The 13,689-nt window shown below is 61.0% G+C and carries 11 protein-coding genes; 4 read left to right on the top strand and 7 right to left on the bottom strand.

Annotation, left to right across the window (positions count from 1 at the left end):
* Positions 1-76 precede the first annotated feature (76 nt).
* From prpC to acnA, 4 genes are all read left to right on the top strand, one after another.
* On the top strand, positions 77-1,264 hold the full coding sequence (prpC, locus tag GGD40_RS29255) for a bifunctional 2-methylcitrate synthase/citrate synthase (protein WP_179746005.1): 1,188 nt from the start codon (positions 77-79) through the stop codon (positions 1,262-1,264).
* Between the two features lie 104 nt (positions 1,265-1,368).
* Positions 1,369-1,878: a hypothetical protein gene (locus GGD40_RS29250; protein ID WP_179710970.1), complete on the top strand. Its 510-nt coding sequence runs from the start codon at positions 1,369-1,371 to the stop codon at positions 1,876-1,878.
* 25 nt (positions 1,879-1,903) lie between these two features.
* The gene (locus tag GGD40_RS29245) at positions 1,904-3,355 is read left to right on the top strand and encodes a bifunctional 2-methylcitrate dehydratase/aconitate hydratase (protein WP_179746004.1); all 1,452 of its coding nucleotides are present in this window, start codon (positions 1,904-1,906) and stop codon (positions 3,353-3,355) included.
* Positions 3,356-3,403: 48 nt separating this feature from the next.
* Positions 3,404-6,121, top strand: a complete 2,718-nt coding sequence (gene acnA / locus GGD40_RS29240) for an aconitate hydratase AcnA (RefSeq protein ID WP_179710974.1) — start codon at positions 3,404-3,406, stop codon at positions 6,119-6,121.
* A 142-nt stretch (positions 6,122-6,263) separates the two neighbouring features.
* Here acnA and GGD40_RS29235 read toward each other — a convergent pair whose 3' ends face one another.
* From GGD40_RS29235 to GGD40_RS29205, 7 genes are all read right to left on the bottom strand, one after another.
* Positions 6,264-7,328, bottom strand: a complete 1,065-nt coding sequence (locus GGD40_RS29235) for a hypothetical protein (protein WP_179746003.1) — start codon at positions 7,326-7,328, stop codon at positions 6,264-6,266.
* On the bottom strand, positions 7,325-8,038 hold the full coding sequence (locus GGD40_RS29230; RefSeq protein WP_179746002.1) for a hypothetical protein: 714 nt from the start codon (positions 8,036-8,038) through the stop codon (positions 7,325-7,327). Before GGD40_RS29230 ends, GGD40_RS29235 begins: the two co-directional genes overlap by 4 nt.
* Before the next feature lie 179 nt (positions 8,039-8,217).
* The gene (locus GGD40_RS29225; protein WP_179746001.1) at positions 8,218-8,853 is read right to left on the bottom strand and encodes a response regulator transcription factor; all 636 of its coding nucleotides are present in this window, start codon (positions 8,851-8,853) and stop codon (positions 8,218-8,220) included.
* Positions 8,854-9,092: 239 nt separating this feature from the next.
* A complete protein-coding gene (locus GGD40_RS29220) occupies positions 9,093-10,157 on the bottom strand; it encodes an OmpA family protein (RefSeq protein ID WP_179746000.1) in 1,065 nt (354 codons plus the stop codon).
* 154 nt (positions 10,158-10,311) lie between these two features.
* Positions 10,312-11,151, bottom strand: coding sequence for an ABC transporter permease (locus tag GGD40_RS29215; protein WP_035560960.1), 840 nt, complete (start codon positions 11,149-11,151; stop codon positions 10,312-10,314).
* Positions 11,152-11,166: 15 nt separating this feature from the next.
* Positions 11,167-12,444: an ABC transporter permease gene (locus GGD40_RS29210; protein ID WP_179711009.1), complete on the bottom strand. Its 1,278-nt coding sequence runs from the start codon at positions 12,442-12,444 to the stop codon at positions 11,167-11,169.
* A gap of 117 nt (positions 12,445-12,561) precedes the next feature.
* The gene (locus GGD40_RS29205) at positions 12,562-13,611 is read right to left on the bottom strand and encodes an ABC transporter substrate-binding protein (protein WP_035560957.1); all 1,050 of its coding nucleotides are present in this window, start codon (positions 13,609-13,611) and stop codon (positions 12,562-12,564) included.
* Between the last annotated feature and the right edge of the window lie 78 nt (positions 13,612-13,689).

Genomic DNA, 13,689 nt, shown 5'->3' with positions numbered 1-13,689 from the left:
TCAGGCAGCACGCAGCACACGTCGAACACGCGGTTCAACCTGAAGCAACGAGCAGGCACAAAGGAGATTGCGGGAGATGAGCGAGACAACGCAAAGCGCCGGTGCACAAGGCGGCGACGAACCCAAGAGCGGCTTCAAGCCGAAGAAATCCGTGGCGCTGTCGGGCGTGACGGCGGGCAATACCGCCCTGTGCACGGTCGGCAAGACCGGCAACGACCTGCATTACCGTGGCTACGACATTCTCGACATCGCCGGCGCGTGCGAATTCGAAGAGATCGCTTATCTGCTGGTCCACGAAAAGCTGCCGACCCAGGCCGAGCTGACCGCCTACAAGACCAAGCTCAAAGGCATGCGCGGCCTGCCCGCGAACGTGAAAGCCGCGCTTGAATGGATTCCGGCCGCCGCCCACCCGATGGACGTAATGCGCACCGGCGTCTCGGTGCTCGGCACCGTGCTGCCGGAGAAGGACGACCACAACCTGCCGGGCGCACGCGACATTGCCGATAAGCTGATGGCCTCGCTCGGTTCGATGCTGCTCTACTGGTATCACTACTCGCACAACGGCAAGCGCATCGAAGTGGAAACCGACGACGATTCGATCGGCGGCCATTTCCTGCATCTGCTGCATGGCGTGGAGCCGTCGAAGTCGTGGGTCGACGCGATGCATGTGTCGCTGAACCTGTACGCCGAGCACGAATTCAACGCATCGACCTTTACCGGCCGCGTGATCGCGGGCACGGGCTCGGACATCTACTCGGCGATCACCGGCGCGATCGGCGCGCTGCGCGGCCCGAAACACGGCGGCGCCAATGAGGTCGCGTTCGAAATCCAGTCGCGCTATCAGACGCCGGACGAAGCCGAAGCGGACATCCGCCGTCGCGTGGAAAACAAGGAAGTGGTGATCGGTTTCGGTCACCCGGTGTACACGATTTCGGACCCGCGCAACAAGGTCATCAAGGAAATCGCGAAGAAGCTCTCGAAAGAAGCGGGTAACAACAAGCTGTTCAGCATCGCCGAGCGTCTCGAATCGGTCATGTGGGAAGCGAAGAAGATGTTCCCGAATCTCGACTGGTTCAGCGCGGTGTCGTATCACATGATGGGCGTGCCGACAGCGATGTTCACGCCGCTGTTCGTGATCGCCCGTACGGCCGGCTGGAGCGCGCACATCATCGAGCAGCGGATCGACAACAAGATCATCCGCCCGAGCGCGAATTACACCGGACCGGAGAATTTGAAGTACCTGCCGCTAAATAGGAGAAAATAGCGGCCGCTGTGCGTTTTTAAGGCGCGTGCAGTTCCACCGACGCGGTCGCCTGGACCGGCAGCCCGCGCACTATTCAACTGAAATTAGATAGAAAGGTTTTCTCCATGAAAAAGCTGATGATCGCCGCCGTGATTGGCGCCCTGTCCACGACGATGCTGACCGTCGCGACTGACGCCGCCGCGCAAACGACGACCACCACGACCGCCAAGCCCGCCACGAAAGCGGTGGCAAAGCGCCCGCAACCGAAGCGCCTGATCAAGCGCAAGGTCAATCCGGCTAAGGAAGCGAAGGTCGATCCGGTACCGGATGGCGCGGAAAAGTGGTCGTGCAACGAAGGCCTGGCTTTCGAACTGAAGGGCGACATGAAGCGTGACCAGATCGTCACGGTTCACTGGGCGAACAAGAATTACAACCTGCCGCGCGAATCGACCACCACGGGCGCAGACCGTTTCCACGACGCCGCATCGGGTATGGATCTGGTCGTGATCCCGACGAAGGCCATGCTGTTCTCGGATAAGGACAGCTCGCGTCTGGCCGACGAATGCAAGACGGCCGCCATGATCCAGGGTTCGCCGGCGCCGACGCAATCGAACGCGATCAACAAAACCAACTAATTAGCATCGTCAGGAACGCTCCCCGATGTCCGCTCCGATTTCCAACGTACGACCCAACCCGGACCAGGTCCTGGTTGAACTCGTCGATTACGTTCTGGACTATCCGATCGACAGCGCGCTCGCGCTGGAAACCGCGCGTCACTGTCTGATCGACACGCTCGGCTGCGGACTCGAGGCGCTCACCTACCCGGCCTGCACCAAGCTGATGGGACCGATCGTGCCGGGCACGATCGTCCCCAACGGCGCAAAGGTGCCGGGCACGTCGTTCCAGCTGGACCCGGTTCAGGCCGCCTTCAACATCGGCGCGATGATCCGCTGGCTGGACTTCAACGACGCCTGGCTCGCCGCCGAATGGGGTCATCCGTCGGATAACCTCGGCGGCATTCTCGCGACAGCCGACTGGCTCTCGCGCAGCGCCATCGCAGCGGGCAAGAAGCCGCTGGCGATGAAAGACGTGTTGATCGCCATGATCAAGGCGCACGAAATTCAAGGCTGTATCGCGCTCGAGAACTCCTTCAACAAGGTCGGGCTCGATCATGTCCTGCTGGTCAAGCTGGCGTCCACCGCAGTGGTCGGGCAACTGCTCGGCCTCTCGCGCGACGAGCTGATCAACGCGGTGTCGCTGGCGCTGGTCGATGGACAGGCGCTGCGCACGTATCGCCATGCGCCGAATACAGGCTCGCGCAAATCGTGGGCCGCCGGCGACGCGACGTCGCGCGCGGTGCGCCTCGCGCTGATCGCGAGGACCGGCGAGATGGGCTATCCGTCGGTGCTGACGGCGCCGACCTGGGGCTTCTACGACGTCCTGTTCAAAGGCAACGCGTTCAAGTTTCAGCGACCGTACGCGTCGTACGTGATGGAAAACGTGCTCTTCAAGATTTCTTTTCCGGCAGAATTCCATGCGCAGACTGCGGTGGAAGCGGCAATGACCTTGCATGCGCAACTGGTGGCGCACGGCAAACGCATCGAAGACATCAGCCGGATCACGATTCGCACGCATGAAGCCGCGTTGCGCATCATCGACAAGAAGGGCCCACTGAATAACCCGGCCGACCGCGATCATTGCATTCAGTACATGATCGCCGTGCCGCTGATCCACGGCCGCCTGACGGCCGCGGACTATGAAGATTCGATCGCGCAGGACGCGCGAATCGATGTGCTGCGCGCCCGGATGGCTTGTGTCGAAGACGCGCAGTTCACGAAGGATTACCACGATCCGGAGAAACGTTCGATCGCCAATGCACTGACGATCGAATTCAACGATGGGTCGTCATTCGACGAAGTCGTGGTCGAATATCCGATCGGTCATAAGCGTCGTCGCGAAGACGGGATTCCGTTGCTGGTCGAGAAGTTCAAGACCAACCTCGCGCGCCGCTTTCCGGTCAGGCAACAACTGGCGATTCTCGACGTGTCGCTGGATCAGGCACGGCTCGAAGCCATGCCGGTCAATGAGTACGTCGATCTGTACGTCATCTAGTCAAGTTAATAAGTACTGTAGTTCCGCGATCAAACCAAGGAAAACACCATGGCCCACAACCTCCACAAAACGCTCAAGGAATTCGACAGCGGTTCCGGCAAAGGCAAGTTCTACTCCCTGCCGCAACTCGGCAAGGCACTGAACATCAAGATCGACCGCCTGCCGGTTTCGATCCGTATCGTGCTGGAATCGGTGCTGCGTAACTACGACGGCAAGAAGATCGCCGAAGAACACATCACGCAACTGGCGAACTGGAAGCCGACCGCCTCGCGCGTCGACGAAATCCCGTTCGTCGTGTCGCGCGTGGTGCTGCAAGACTTTACCGGCGTGCCGCTGCTCGCCGACATCGCTGCCATGCGCGGTGTCGCGCAACAGATGGGCAAGGATCCGAAGTCGATCGAACCGCTGGTCCCGGTCGATCTGGTCGTCGATCACTCGGTGCAGATCGATCACTTCCGCGAAAAGAACGCGCTCGATCTGAACATGAAACTGGAATTCCAGCGTAACAACGAGCGCTACCAGTTCATGAAGTGGGGCATGCAGGCATTCGACACGTTCAAGGTCGTGCCGCCGGGCGTCGGTATCGTCCACCAGGTGAACCTGGAATACCTCGCACGCGGCGTGCACAAGAAGGCTGAAGGCACGGATACGGTGTACTACCCGGATTCGCTGGTCGGCACCGACAGCCACACCACCATGATCAACGGTATCGGCGTAGTGGGCTGGGGCGTGGGCGGTATCGAAGCGGAAGCCGGCATGCTCGGCCAGCCGGTGTACTTCCTGACGCCTGACGTGGTTGGCGTCGAGTTGAAGGGCAAGCTGCGCGAAGGTCTGACGGCGACCGATCTGGTCCTGACCGTGACCGAACTGCTGCGTAAAGAGAAAGTGGTCGGCAAGTTCGTCGAGTTCTTCGGCGAAGGCACGAAATCGCTGTCGCTGCCGGATCGTGCAACGATCGGCAACATGGCGCCGGAATACGGCGCAACCATGGGCTTCTTCCCGGTCGACGAAAAAACCATCGACTACTTCAAGGGCACGGGCCGCACGGACGCGGAAATCTCCGCCTTCGAAAACTACTTCAAGGCACAAGGCCTGTTCGGTATTCCGAAGGCTGGCCAGATCGACTACACCAAGGTCGTCACGCTGGATCTCGGCACGGTGACGCCGTCGCTGGCAGGTCCGAAGCGCCCGCAAGACCGGATCGAAATCGGTCACGTGAAGTCGACCTTCAGCGACCTGTTCTCGAAGCCGGTGGCAGAAAACGGCTTTGCGAAGAAGGAAGCCGATCTGGACGCGCAATACACCACGACCAACGGCGTCGACGTGAAGAACGGCGACATCCTGATCGCCGCGATCACGTCGTGCACGAACACGTCGAACCCGAGCGTGCTGCTGGCCGCCGGCCTGCTGGCGAAGAAGGCGGTGGAAGCCGGCCTGACGGTCGCGCCGCACATCAAGACCTCGCTCGCACCGGGATCGCGTATCGTCACCGAGTACCTGACGAAGACCGACCTGCTGAAGTACCTCGACAAGTTGGGCTTCACGCTGGCCGCTTACGGTTGCACGACCTGTATCGGTAACGCGGGCGACCTGACGCCGGAACTGAACGAAGCGATCACGAAGAACGACATCGTCGCGGCTGCGGTGCTGTCGGGCAACCGTAACTTCGAAGCGCGGATTCACCCGAACATCCGCGCGAACTTCCTGGCCTCGCCGCCGCTGGTCGTCGCTTACGCGATCGCCGGCAACATCACGCGCGACCTGATGACCGAACCGGTCGGCAAGGGCAAGGGCGGCAAGGACATCTACCTGGGCGACATCTGGCCGACCAGCGAAGAAGTCAACGAGCTGCTCAAGTTCGCACTCGACGCCGACGCGTTCCGCAAGAACTACGCGTCGCTGACCAAGAAGGGCGACCTGTGGAGCAAGATCGAAGGCGAAGAAGGTCAAGTCTACGACTGGCCGAAGTCGACCTACATCGCCGAGCCGCCGTTCTTCGGCAAGGACTTCTCGATGACGCCGGCCGACAGCATCGCCGCGGTCACGAACGCACGCGCACTGGGCATCTTCGGTGACTCGGTCACGACCGACCACATCAGCCCGGCTGGCTCGATCAAGGAAGACTCGCCGGCAGGCAAGTGGCTGAAGGCAAACGGCGTGCAGAAAGCCGACTTCAACAGCTACGGCTCGCGCCGCGGCAACCACGACGTGATGATGCGCGGCACGTTCGCGAACGTCCGGATCAAGAACCTGATGATCCCGGCGAAGGCAGACGGCACGCGCGTGGAAGGCGGCCTGACGATTCACCAGCCGAGCGGCGAACAGGAATCGATCTACGACGCAGCAATGAAGTACATTGACGCCGGCACGCCGACCATCGTGTTCGCGGGCGAAGAGTACGGCACGGGCTCGTCGCGTGACTGGGCTGCGAAGGGTACGCAACTGCTGGGCGTGAAGGCCGTGGTCGCACGCAGCTTCGAACGGATTCACCGTTCGAACCTGGTCGGCATGGGCGTTCTGCCGCTGCAGTTCAAGGGCTCGGATAGCGTGCAATCGCTCGGTATTACCGGCGAAGAAACGTACGACATCGAAGGCCTGGGTTCGGACTTCAAGCCGCAACAGGAAGTGACGCTGGTGATTCGTGGCAAGGACGGCAAGGAGAAGCGCGTTCAGGTGCTGCTGCGTATCGACACGCCGATCGAAGTCGACTACTACAAGCACGGCGGGATTCTGCCGTTCGTGCTGCGTTCGCTGCTGGCGGCTTAAGCTGACTGTTTAGCTGAGTTAGCAGCAACGCAAACAGCCATGCTGTTTTGCAGGGGCTGCGTTCTGTGGAAGGACGCAGCCGACTTTAGAAGCCCGACCGTTGGTCGGGCTTTTTTTATGCACGCCTCTTTTCGGCACGCCGTTACGGTTGGTCGCGGTTGACCTGGAAGGCGGCAGGGTTATCGGTGATCCTTCGCTGGGTCATGCGGGCATTCCAGTCGTTCTCGGTCTCGCCGGGCGCGGGCACTGCGGCGCGCAACGTGACGTTCGCGTGCCGCTGACGCGCCGCCCAATCGAGCAACGCGGCGCGCTCGGCCGTGTCGTGGGTGGACGAGGCCTGCGCGGTCCATTCGGTCTGATGCGATAGGGACGGCCGGGTAGCCGAAGGAACGGCGCGGCGCAGAGCAACGCGCGCGTCGACCTGCGCCCCGGTCAGGCGCGCCATGGCGACACGCCCGGCAGGTTTGGCGCCAGTGAGCTTCGTTTCGGGGTTGCGGCGAGAATCTCGCGTGGCCAAATGCGACTCGACGCGGGGCGAGATTCGCGTTGGCTCAGCTTTGAGCGCGATTTTCGGCGCCGTGTCGACGGCAGGCGACGCGTTGCTCGTACGATGCCGGCTGGCATCCAGCGTTGTGGACACCGAAGAGCCCGGTGTTTGCGGACGGGCCGTGAGCACGTCTGCCGAACGAACTTCGGCGTGCGCTTTCCGCGAAGCCGCGCCTGTGCCGCCATGCAATGGCACGGCTGGACGCGTTACCGCTACGGACGTTGTCTTGTTGGCCTCGCGCGTCGCACAGGTCGACAGCAGCCAGGCCAGCGCAATGCTGCAACTCAGAAAAATCGCCGCTCCGACTAGATGGTCCGAGCGAGACGAACGCGGTCGCACCTTCCCCATTTCAAGGTAGCGCCGCGCTTCGGCCAACTGCGCGTCGAAACGATCCGAATGTTCGCGCCGCGGCGGCAACTTGTAGAAAAAGACAAACTTCGACCCCGGCGTAACGGGATCCCGCTGTGTTGCGGGCGCTTGGGCCTGCACCGCGTGCCGAATGGCTTGTTGCGCCGCATCGCGCACCACGGACGGCGGTTCTTGCTGCGCGCCGGTCCGCACCGGCTGCGGCTTCAAACCGAAAGGCGCCGGCAAGCCGCTGAGCAGTCGCGCATTCGGCAACGCCAGATCGCCTTGAATCAAGGCCCATGGTCGGTTCATCGCGGGGTGCTCCGATAGGCGTGGGCCGCTGTCTCGAGTTGCATGATCAAAGTCCTCACGCGGGTTGTCAGCACGTCGATGGAACTGGCGTTATGCGCCGGCGGCGCGGCACTCGTGTGTCGCAACGCTTCCATCAAACTGCACGCGCCGACGAGGCCGACCGCCCCGCTCAACCGGTGCAGCACGCTGCGCAAACGGTCGAACTCGCCGTCGCGACGCAGCGCGTTGAGATGGGCGAGGTCTTCGTCCATTGCACGGCGCCAGCCAGCCAGAAACGCCTGGAGATCGATGCCCTCTTCAGACAGCGACTGAAGATAACGTGCTTCGAAGGGTTCGAAAGACGCGTTCCCGGAGAGGTCCTCCCCGATCGGCGCGTTGGAAGGAACGGGCGCCTGTGGATTGGCGTGAGCCAATCTCGACCGTTCGCTCCATGACTCGACGGCAAACGGCGCACTCAAGCTCGTACGGCCGCCCGGCGCGGCTAGTTCGCAATGGGTACTCCGTTTAAGAGCAGCTTTTTTTGCCTTCTGAGCAGCACGCCGCTGCGCGACCAGGAATAGACAGGCGCCAGCGAGGGTGGCAACAACCGGCGCCACGAGCATCAATATCCACGATTGCTGGCCTGCCGCACCGTGCGCGCCCGGCCGCGAAATATCGATCTGCACGGCGTTCGCTGTGCTGTCGCCCAACGGTAGCGCGTTCGCGCGCATTGACAGCACCCACAGCAATGCAAATGCACAAAGACACCCCAATACCGACGCGAAACGGATTGAAGTCAAACCAACACGGCAAGCATGACCAGCAGAAACATGGCGAACCAGGCACCGCGTACGACAATGCACACCCGCGGAAGAATGCGACGGGCTCATCTTATTCATAGCGGCGAAACTCAATCGATCAGTCGGTGCAATGAAGCGAACTCAATGAGTGCCGCCAATGATGAGAGCCCGAGTTTTTCCTGAATGCGGCTCTTGTACGTGCTGACGGTTTTGTCGCTCATGAATAGCGCGTCACCAATCGCTTTATTCGACAGGCCTTTCGCAAGCATTTGAAGAATAACCAGTTCCTTGTCCGACAGCAGACCGATCCTGTCTTCCTCGCCATCCATGCCGACGGTAGACGCGATGCCGGCGCCGTTGGCGTTCACCGGGAACACCGTGTAGCCCGCCAATACCGCTTCCACGCCGCGCAAGATCTCCTTCATTTCCTGCGACTTGCCTACGAAGCCGTGCACGCCGGAGCGCATCGCGCGCGGCGCAAAAATGGCGGGATCGTGTCCAGACAGAACCAGCACAAGAATTGCCGGATGCGCAAGCTTCAGACGCGGGATCACATCGAGCCCGCTGATGCGCGGAATGTCGAGGTCCAATATGGCGAGTTTCGGTGTGTATTGCCGGGCGAGCTCGACAGCGGTTTGTCCATTGTCGGCTTCGATGACTTCTTCGATACCGAGTAATTGCATGAGCTGCATTTTGATAACCATTCGGAATGCCGGATGATCATCGATAACCAGAATAGTTGACATGGTTTACTTTCCTTTTCTAAAAAATATCCTTTGCCGCACAAATCGTTGACGCCACCTGGCGTGACGATGCATTAATTGGTGCGGCGCTTTCGCTCGTTCCGAGCATGGAAGACAGAGGATCGGCGACTACGACCGCATCCCTGCACGCGAGTGGCGGCCGTCGCATGGCGACGAGAACGTGCCGTGTTTCAGGTTAGCGGCTCCGTTTCGCTCAGAGACACGCTCGACAGAAGAACGCGCTAAGACGCCACGCCTACCAGCTTTATCTCGACGCGGCGGTTCGGTGCGAGACATCGCACCAAAGCGTCCTGCCTGCTCTGATGGCATTCAACCCGCTGATTCGCACTGCCCCGACCTCGCGCGGTAATCGGCAATGTCACACCCTGCGCGCGCAGATACCGTTCGACTGTTTGTGCACGTTGGGTCGACAACCACTGATTGTGGGCCGCGCCGCCAAGACGGTCCGCATAGCCCGTGACCTGCAATGCGTGAATGGCCGCCGCGCTTTTAAGATCGCTCACCACACCGTCGAGTTGGTGCTGTCCACGCGGCAATATCGAGGCGTCGTTGAAACGGAACAGCGAATCCGTGCGCAGCGTAATGGTTTGCGGTGCTTTTGCCGGCAACGCCGAGGCAGGTACAGGTACCGATGCCGACGTGGCCTGCTTGCATTGCACCGCTGTTTCAGCCGATTTGCGCAGCTTGTCTTTGACTTCAGGCAGGCGCTTCTCGGCACTAGCAAAACTACGTATCCATGCGTCGTGCCCCGCCTGCATCAGTTCGACTTCGGCGCAGGCAAGCGGCAGCTGCGCTTGCGGACATTGAGCGACGGCTGGATCTGCCTTGATGGCGTTGACGATCGCCCACAGATCAGGACGTACCGTGGACACAGTGCGCAACGCGGGATTTGCGGCGGATAACGGCGTGCCGCGCTCAACGCCGATCGTGATCGTTGCGGCCTGGCCGATCGCCTCCTCGACGAAGCCCCATTGATCATGCGCTTGTCGCGCCTGTTGGGCGGCGTCCAGCCAGCATTGCGCCTTCGCACGAAAATAGCTATTGCTGCTGCCGGGCGCCCGATCGAGGCGTTCCTGTAACGAAGCCATGGCGGTGCGGCTGTTCGCGATCGGCGCGTAAGCGTTCACCCATTGCGAGTTGGCCGCGCCCGCAGGTTCGTCCTGCGTGGCGCCAATGCCTGTTCTCAACACGGAGATGTCTTCGATACCTAGCCGCTCACGCGCAGCACGGTCCGCGCAGCCCGTTAAGGTCAGCGCGCAGACAAGCATTGTTAGCTGGAGTTTCATTGACTGTCTGCGTCGAGCGCATCTTCCTGAAGAGGGCTCAGAGTATGAACAGACGCAGACACACGGGGAATGGGAACAATCTTAGAAACGGTTCGGAACTTTGCAGAATGTAAGGAACCTTAAATATCTAACGTCGCCCTGTCGATCAGGGACCTCACGCCTTGACCGCGCGTGCGGCATTGCGTCCTCGCAACCATTCGAGCGCCAACAGAAGGCCCGTCGAAAACACGATCAGAATCGTTGCCAGCGCCGCAATGGTGGGGCTGATGTTCTCGCGGATGCCGGTGAACATCTGGCGCGGCAGCGTGGTCTGATCCGCGCCGGCGAGAAACAGCGTGACGACGACTTCATCGAACGATGTCGCGAATGCGAACAGCGCGCCCGAGATAACGCCCGGCGCGATCACCGGCAACGTAATGCGAAAGAACGTCTTCACCGGATTCGCACCCAGCGACAAACTGGCGCGCACCAGGTTGTAATTGAACCCCTGCAGCGTGGCCGCGACCGTCGTGACGACAAAGGGCACGCCGAGCGATGCGTGCGCGAGAATCAGCCCGATATACGTATTGGCCAACCCAAGCGGCGCAAAGAACAGATACATGCCGACGCCGACCACCACCACGGGCACGATCATCGGCGAAATCAGGATCGCCATCAGCAGCCCTTTGCCGCGGAAGTTCGCTTTGGTGAGCCCGATCGCCGCCAGGGTGCCGAGCACCGTCGCGACGATCGTTGCCGACGGCGCCACGATGAAACTGTTTTTGGCGGCCGTGCGCCATTCATCGGAGGCGAGCAGGTTCTGGTACCAGCGCAGCGACCAGCCCGGGATCGGATACACCAGAAACGTGCTCGACGAAAACGACAGCGGCACGATCGCCAGCACCGGCAGAATGAGATACAGCAGCGTCAGCACGGCCAATGCGCGCAGCGCGAAATACCACACGCGCTCCACCATCGACGTATGCGGCGCGAACAGGGGCTTGGCAAGTTTCATCGCAATAGACTCCGTTCAGCCAAGGCTCAATGACGAACGCGTGAAGCGTCCATAGATCACGTACAGCACGAGCGTTGCGGCGAGCAGCAGACCGCCGAGCGCGCACGCCATGCCCCAGTTGATCGTGACGTTGGTGAAATACGCGACGTAGTAGCTGACCATCTGATCGCCCGGGCCGCCGAGCAAAGCCGGCGTGATGTAGTAACCGATCGCGAGAATGAACACCAGCAAGGCGCCCGCGCCGATGCCCGGATAGGTCTGCGGCACATAGACGCGCCAGAATGCGGCGAACGGATGGCTGCCGAGCGACACCGCGGCGCGCTGATACGTGGGCGGGATGGATTTCATCACGCTGTACAGCGGCAAGATCATGAACGGCAATAGAATGTGCGTCATTGAAATGTAGACGCCGGTGCGGTTGAACAGCAGCGCGAGCGGATCGTGAATCAGGCCGCTCGCGATCAGCGCTTTGTTGACCAACCCTTCGCCCTGCAGAATCACGATCCATGCGGCCACGCGCACGAGGATCGAAGTCCAGAACGGAATTAGCACGAGGATCATCACCAGATTCGCGCGCCGCTCGGACAGCGTCGAGATCCAGTACGCGAGCGGATAGCCGAGCAGCAGCGCGAAGAACGTGACGACCGCGCCGATCACAAAGGTGCGGCCGAACACGGTGAGGTAGATCTGCTGATCGGGATCGGTCGGAATGATGTGACCGAACGCGTCCTGCTTATGATCCAGCGAAGCGAGCAGGTAGAACGCCGAGTACACACCCGAGTTCTTTGCGATGGCTTGCCAGTAAGTGACGTCGTTCCAGCGTTCGTCCAGTTCGACGAATTTCGCGTGAACCTGCGCGGGCGTCAGCTGCAGCGGCTTGTTGTTGTCGTCGACGAACGGCATGGCGTGCGCTGATTTCGCAACCAGCGAGCGATAACCGGGAATCTCCACGTTGAGGCGGCGCGCGAGCGCGCCCATGCCGTCGCCGTCGGCGACCGCGGTGAGGTCGGTAGCCAGTGCGGCATAGGCGGCATCCGGCGGCGGCGTCTTGCGGTCCCAGGCGCTCAACACACTCAGCGTATGCGGCAGCGCGCCGACCACTTCCGGATTCTGTGCCGCGCGCGTCAACAGTGCGCCGATCGGCACGACGAAAATCAGCAGCAGAAAAATGGCGAGCGGTGCGATCAATAGCAAGGCCATGGCCCGCTTTTTCGATTCCGCGGCCTTCAGTTCACGCTTGAGTCGGCCACTTGCTTCAGGCGTCGAATCGGCGGCGATCGTCATCGTAGTCACACCTGTCTCCATCTGAACGTTCGCGCACATCTATCCGATATGCGCGAACGTTGCATTGCATCGATACGGCGCGACCTGGTATCAATCAAGCCGCGCCTTCTCAAACCCAGCCGGTTACTACTTCGAAGCCCACGACGAGAAGCGCTGCTCCAGTTCATCGCCATGGTCGGTCCAGAACGCGAGGTTCTGCAGCACGGCGTTCTTGCCGTTGGCCGGCGAGTTCGGCAGATTGGCGAGCGTCTTCGCGTCGAGCGCCTTGATTGCCGTCACGTTCACCGGACCGTAGGCGATGTTATGCGCGTAGTCCTGTTGCGGCTTCGACGAGATCGAATAGGCAATGTACTTCTCGGCCAGCGCCTTGTTCGGCGTGCCCTTCGGAATCGCCCAATAGTCGAGGTCGTAAATGCTGCCGTTCCACACCACCTTGAGGTTCTTGCCTTCGCGCTGCGCAGCGTCGATCCGGCCGTTGTACGCGGTGGACATCACCACGTCGCCCGCTACGAGGAATTGCGGCGGCTGTGCGCCCGCTTCCCACCATTGGATATTCGGCTTCAGCTCGTCGAGCTTCTTGAATGCGCGGTCCTGGCCTTCTTTCGTCGCGAGAACCTTGTAGACGTCTTTCGGCGCCACGCCGTCGGCCATCAGCGCGAATTCGAGGTTGTAGCGCGCGCCCTTGCGCATGGCCCGCTTACCCGGGAATTTCTTCACGTCCCAGAAGTCGGCCCAGCCGGTCGGCGCGGTTTTCAGCTTGTCGGCGTTATACGCGAGCGCCGTCGACCACACGAAAAAACCGACGCCGCACGTTTGCGGGGCTTCAGGAATCAGATCCGACTTCTTGCCGAGCTTCGACCAGTCGAGTTTCTCGTACAGGCCTTCATCACAGCCACGGCCAATGTCGCCCGATTCGACTTCCACCACGTCCCAATTCACATGCTTGGCTTCGACCATGGCCTTCACTTTGGCCTGCTCGCCGTTGTATTCGACGGCGGTCACTTTATTGCTGGTCTGCGTTTCGAACGGCTGGTTGAATGCCGCCTTCTGCGCGTCGCCATTCGCGCCGCCGAAGTTGACAACCGTCAGTTCGGCGGCATTGACTTGCGCGGCGCCCAGCGCGAGCGCGACAGCACCGACAGCGATGGCGCAGCGCGATTTCACGATCTTGCTCATGGTGTGTTGCTCTCCTTGGGTGATGTGCTTCAAATCCAGGTACGACGCGGTTTTGTTATGTGCTGCTGAAAAGACCTA

Source organism: Paraburkholderia bryophila (genome assembly GCF_013409255.1).
In the GTDB taxonomy this organism is placed as follows: domain Bacteria; phylum Pseudomonadota; class Gammaproteobacteria; order Burkholderiales; family Burkholderiaceae; genus Paraburkholderia.
Note: the sequence above shows the minus strand (reverse complement) of the source record. Positions and strands in the feature narration are given on the sequence as shown.

What these genes read in the sequence shown, in the direction of transcription:
- prpC (WP_179746005.1), top strand. Translation starts at nt 77, where the DNA reads ATGAGCGAGACAACGCAAAGCGCCGGTGCACAAGGCGGCGACGAACCC.
- GGD40_RS29250 (WP_179710970.1), top strand. Translation starts at nt 1,369, where the DNA reads ATGAAAAAGCTGATGATCGCCGCCGTGATTGGCGCCCTGTCCACGACG.
- GGD40_RS29245 (WP_179746004.1), top strand. Translation starts at nt 1,904, where the DNA reads ATGTCCGCTCCGATTTCCAACGTACGACCCAACCCGGACCAGGTCCTG.
- acnA (WP_179710974.1), top strand. Translation starts at nt 3,404, where the DNA reads ATGGCCCACAACCTCCACAAAACGCTCAAGGAATTCGACAGCGGTTCC.
- GGD40_RS29235 (WP_179746003.1), bottom strand. Translation starts at nt 7,328, where the DNA reads ATGAACCGACCATGGGCCTTGATTCAAGGCGATCTGGCGTTGCCGAAT.
- GGD40_RS29230 (WP_179746002.1), bottom strand. Translation starts at nt 8,038, where the DNA reads ATGCGCGCGAACGCGCTACCGTTGGGCGACAGCACAGCGAACGCCGTG.
- GGD40_RS29225 (WP_179746001.1), bottom strand. Translation starts at nt 8,853, where the DNA reads ATGTCAACTATTCTGGTTATCGATGATCATCCGGCATTCCGAATGGTT.
- GGD40_RS29220 (WP_179746000.1), bottom strand. Translation starts at nt 10,157, where the DNA reads ATGAAACTCCAGCTAACAATGCTTGTCTGCGCGCTGACCTTAACGGGC.
- GGD40_RS29215 (WP_035560960.1), bottom strand. Translation starts at nt 11,151, where the DNA reads ATGAAACTTGCCAAGCCCCTGTTCGCGCCGCATACGTCGATGGTGGAG.
- GGD40_RS29205 (WP_035560957.1), bottom strand. Translation starts at nt 13,611, where the DNA reads ATGAGCAAGATCGTGAAATCGCGCTGCGCCATCGCTGTCGGTGCTGTC.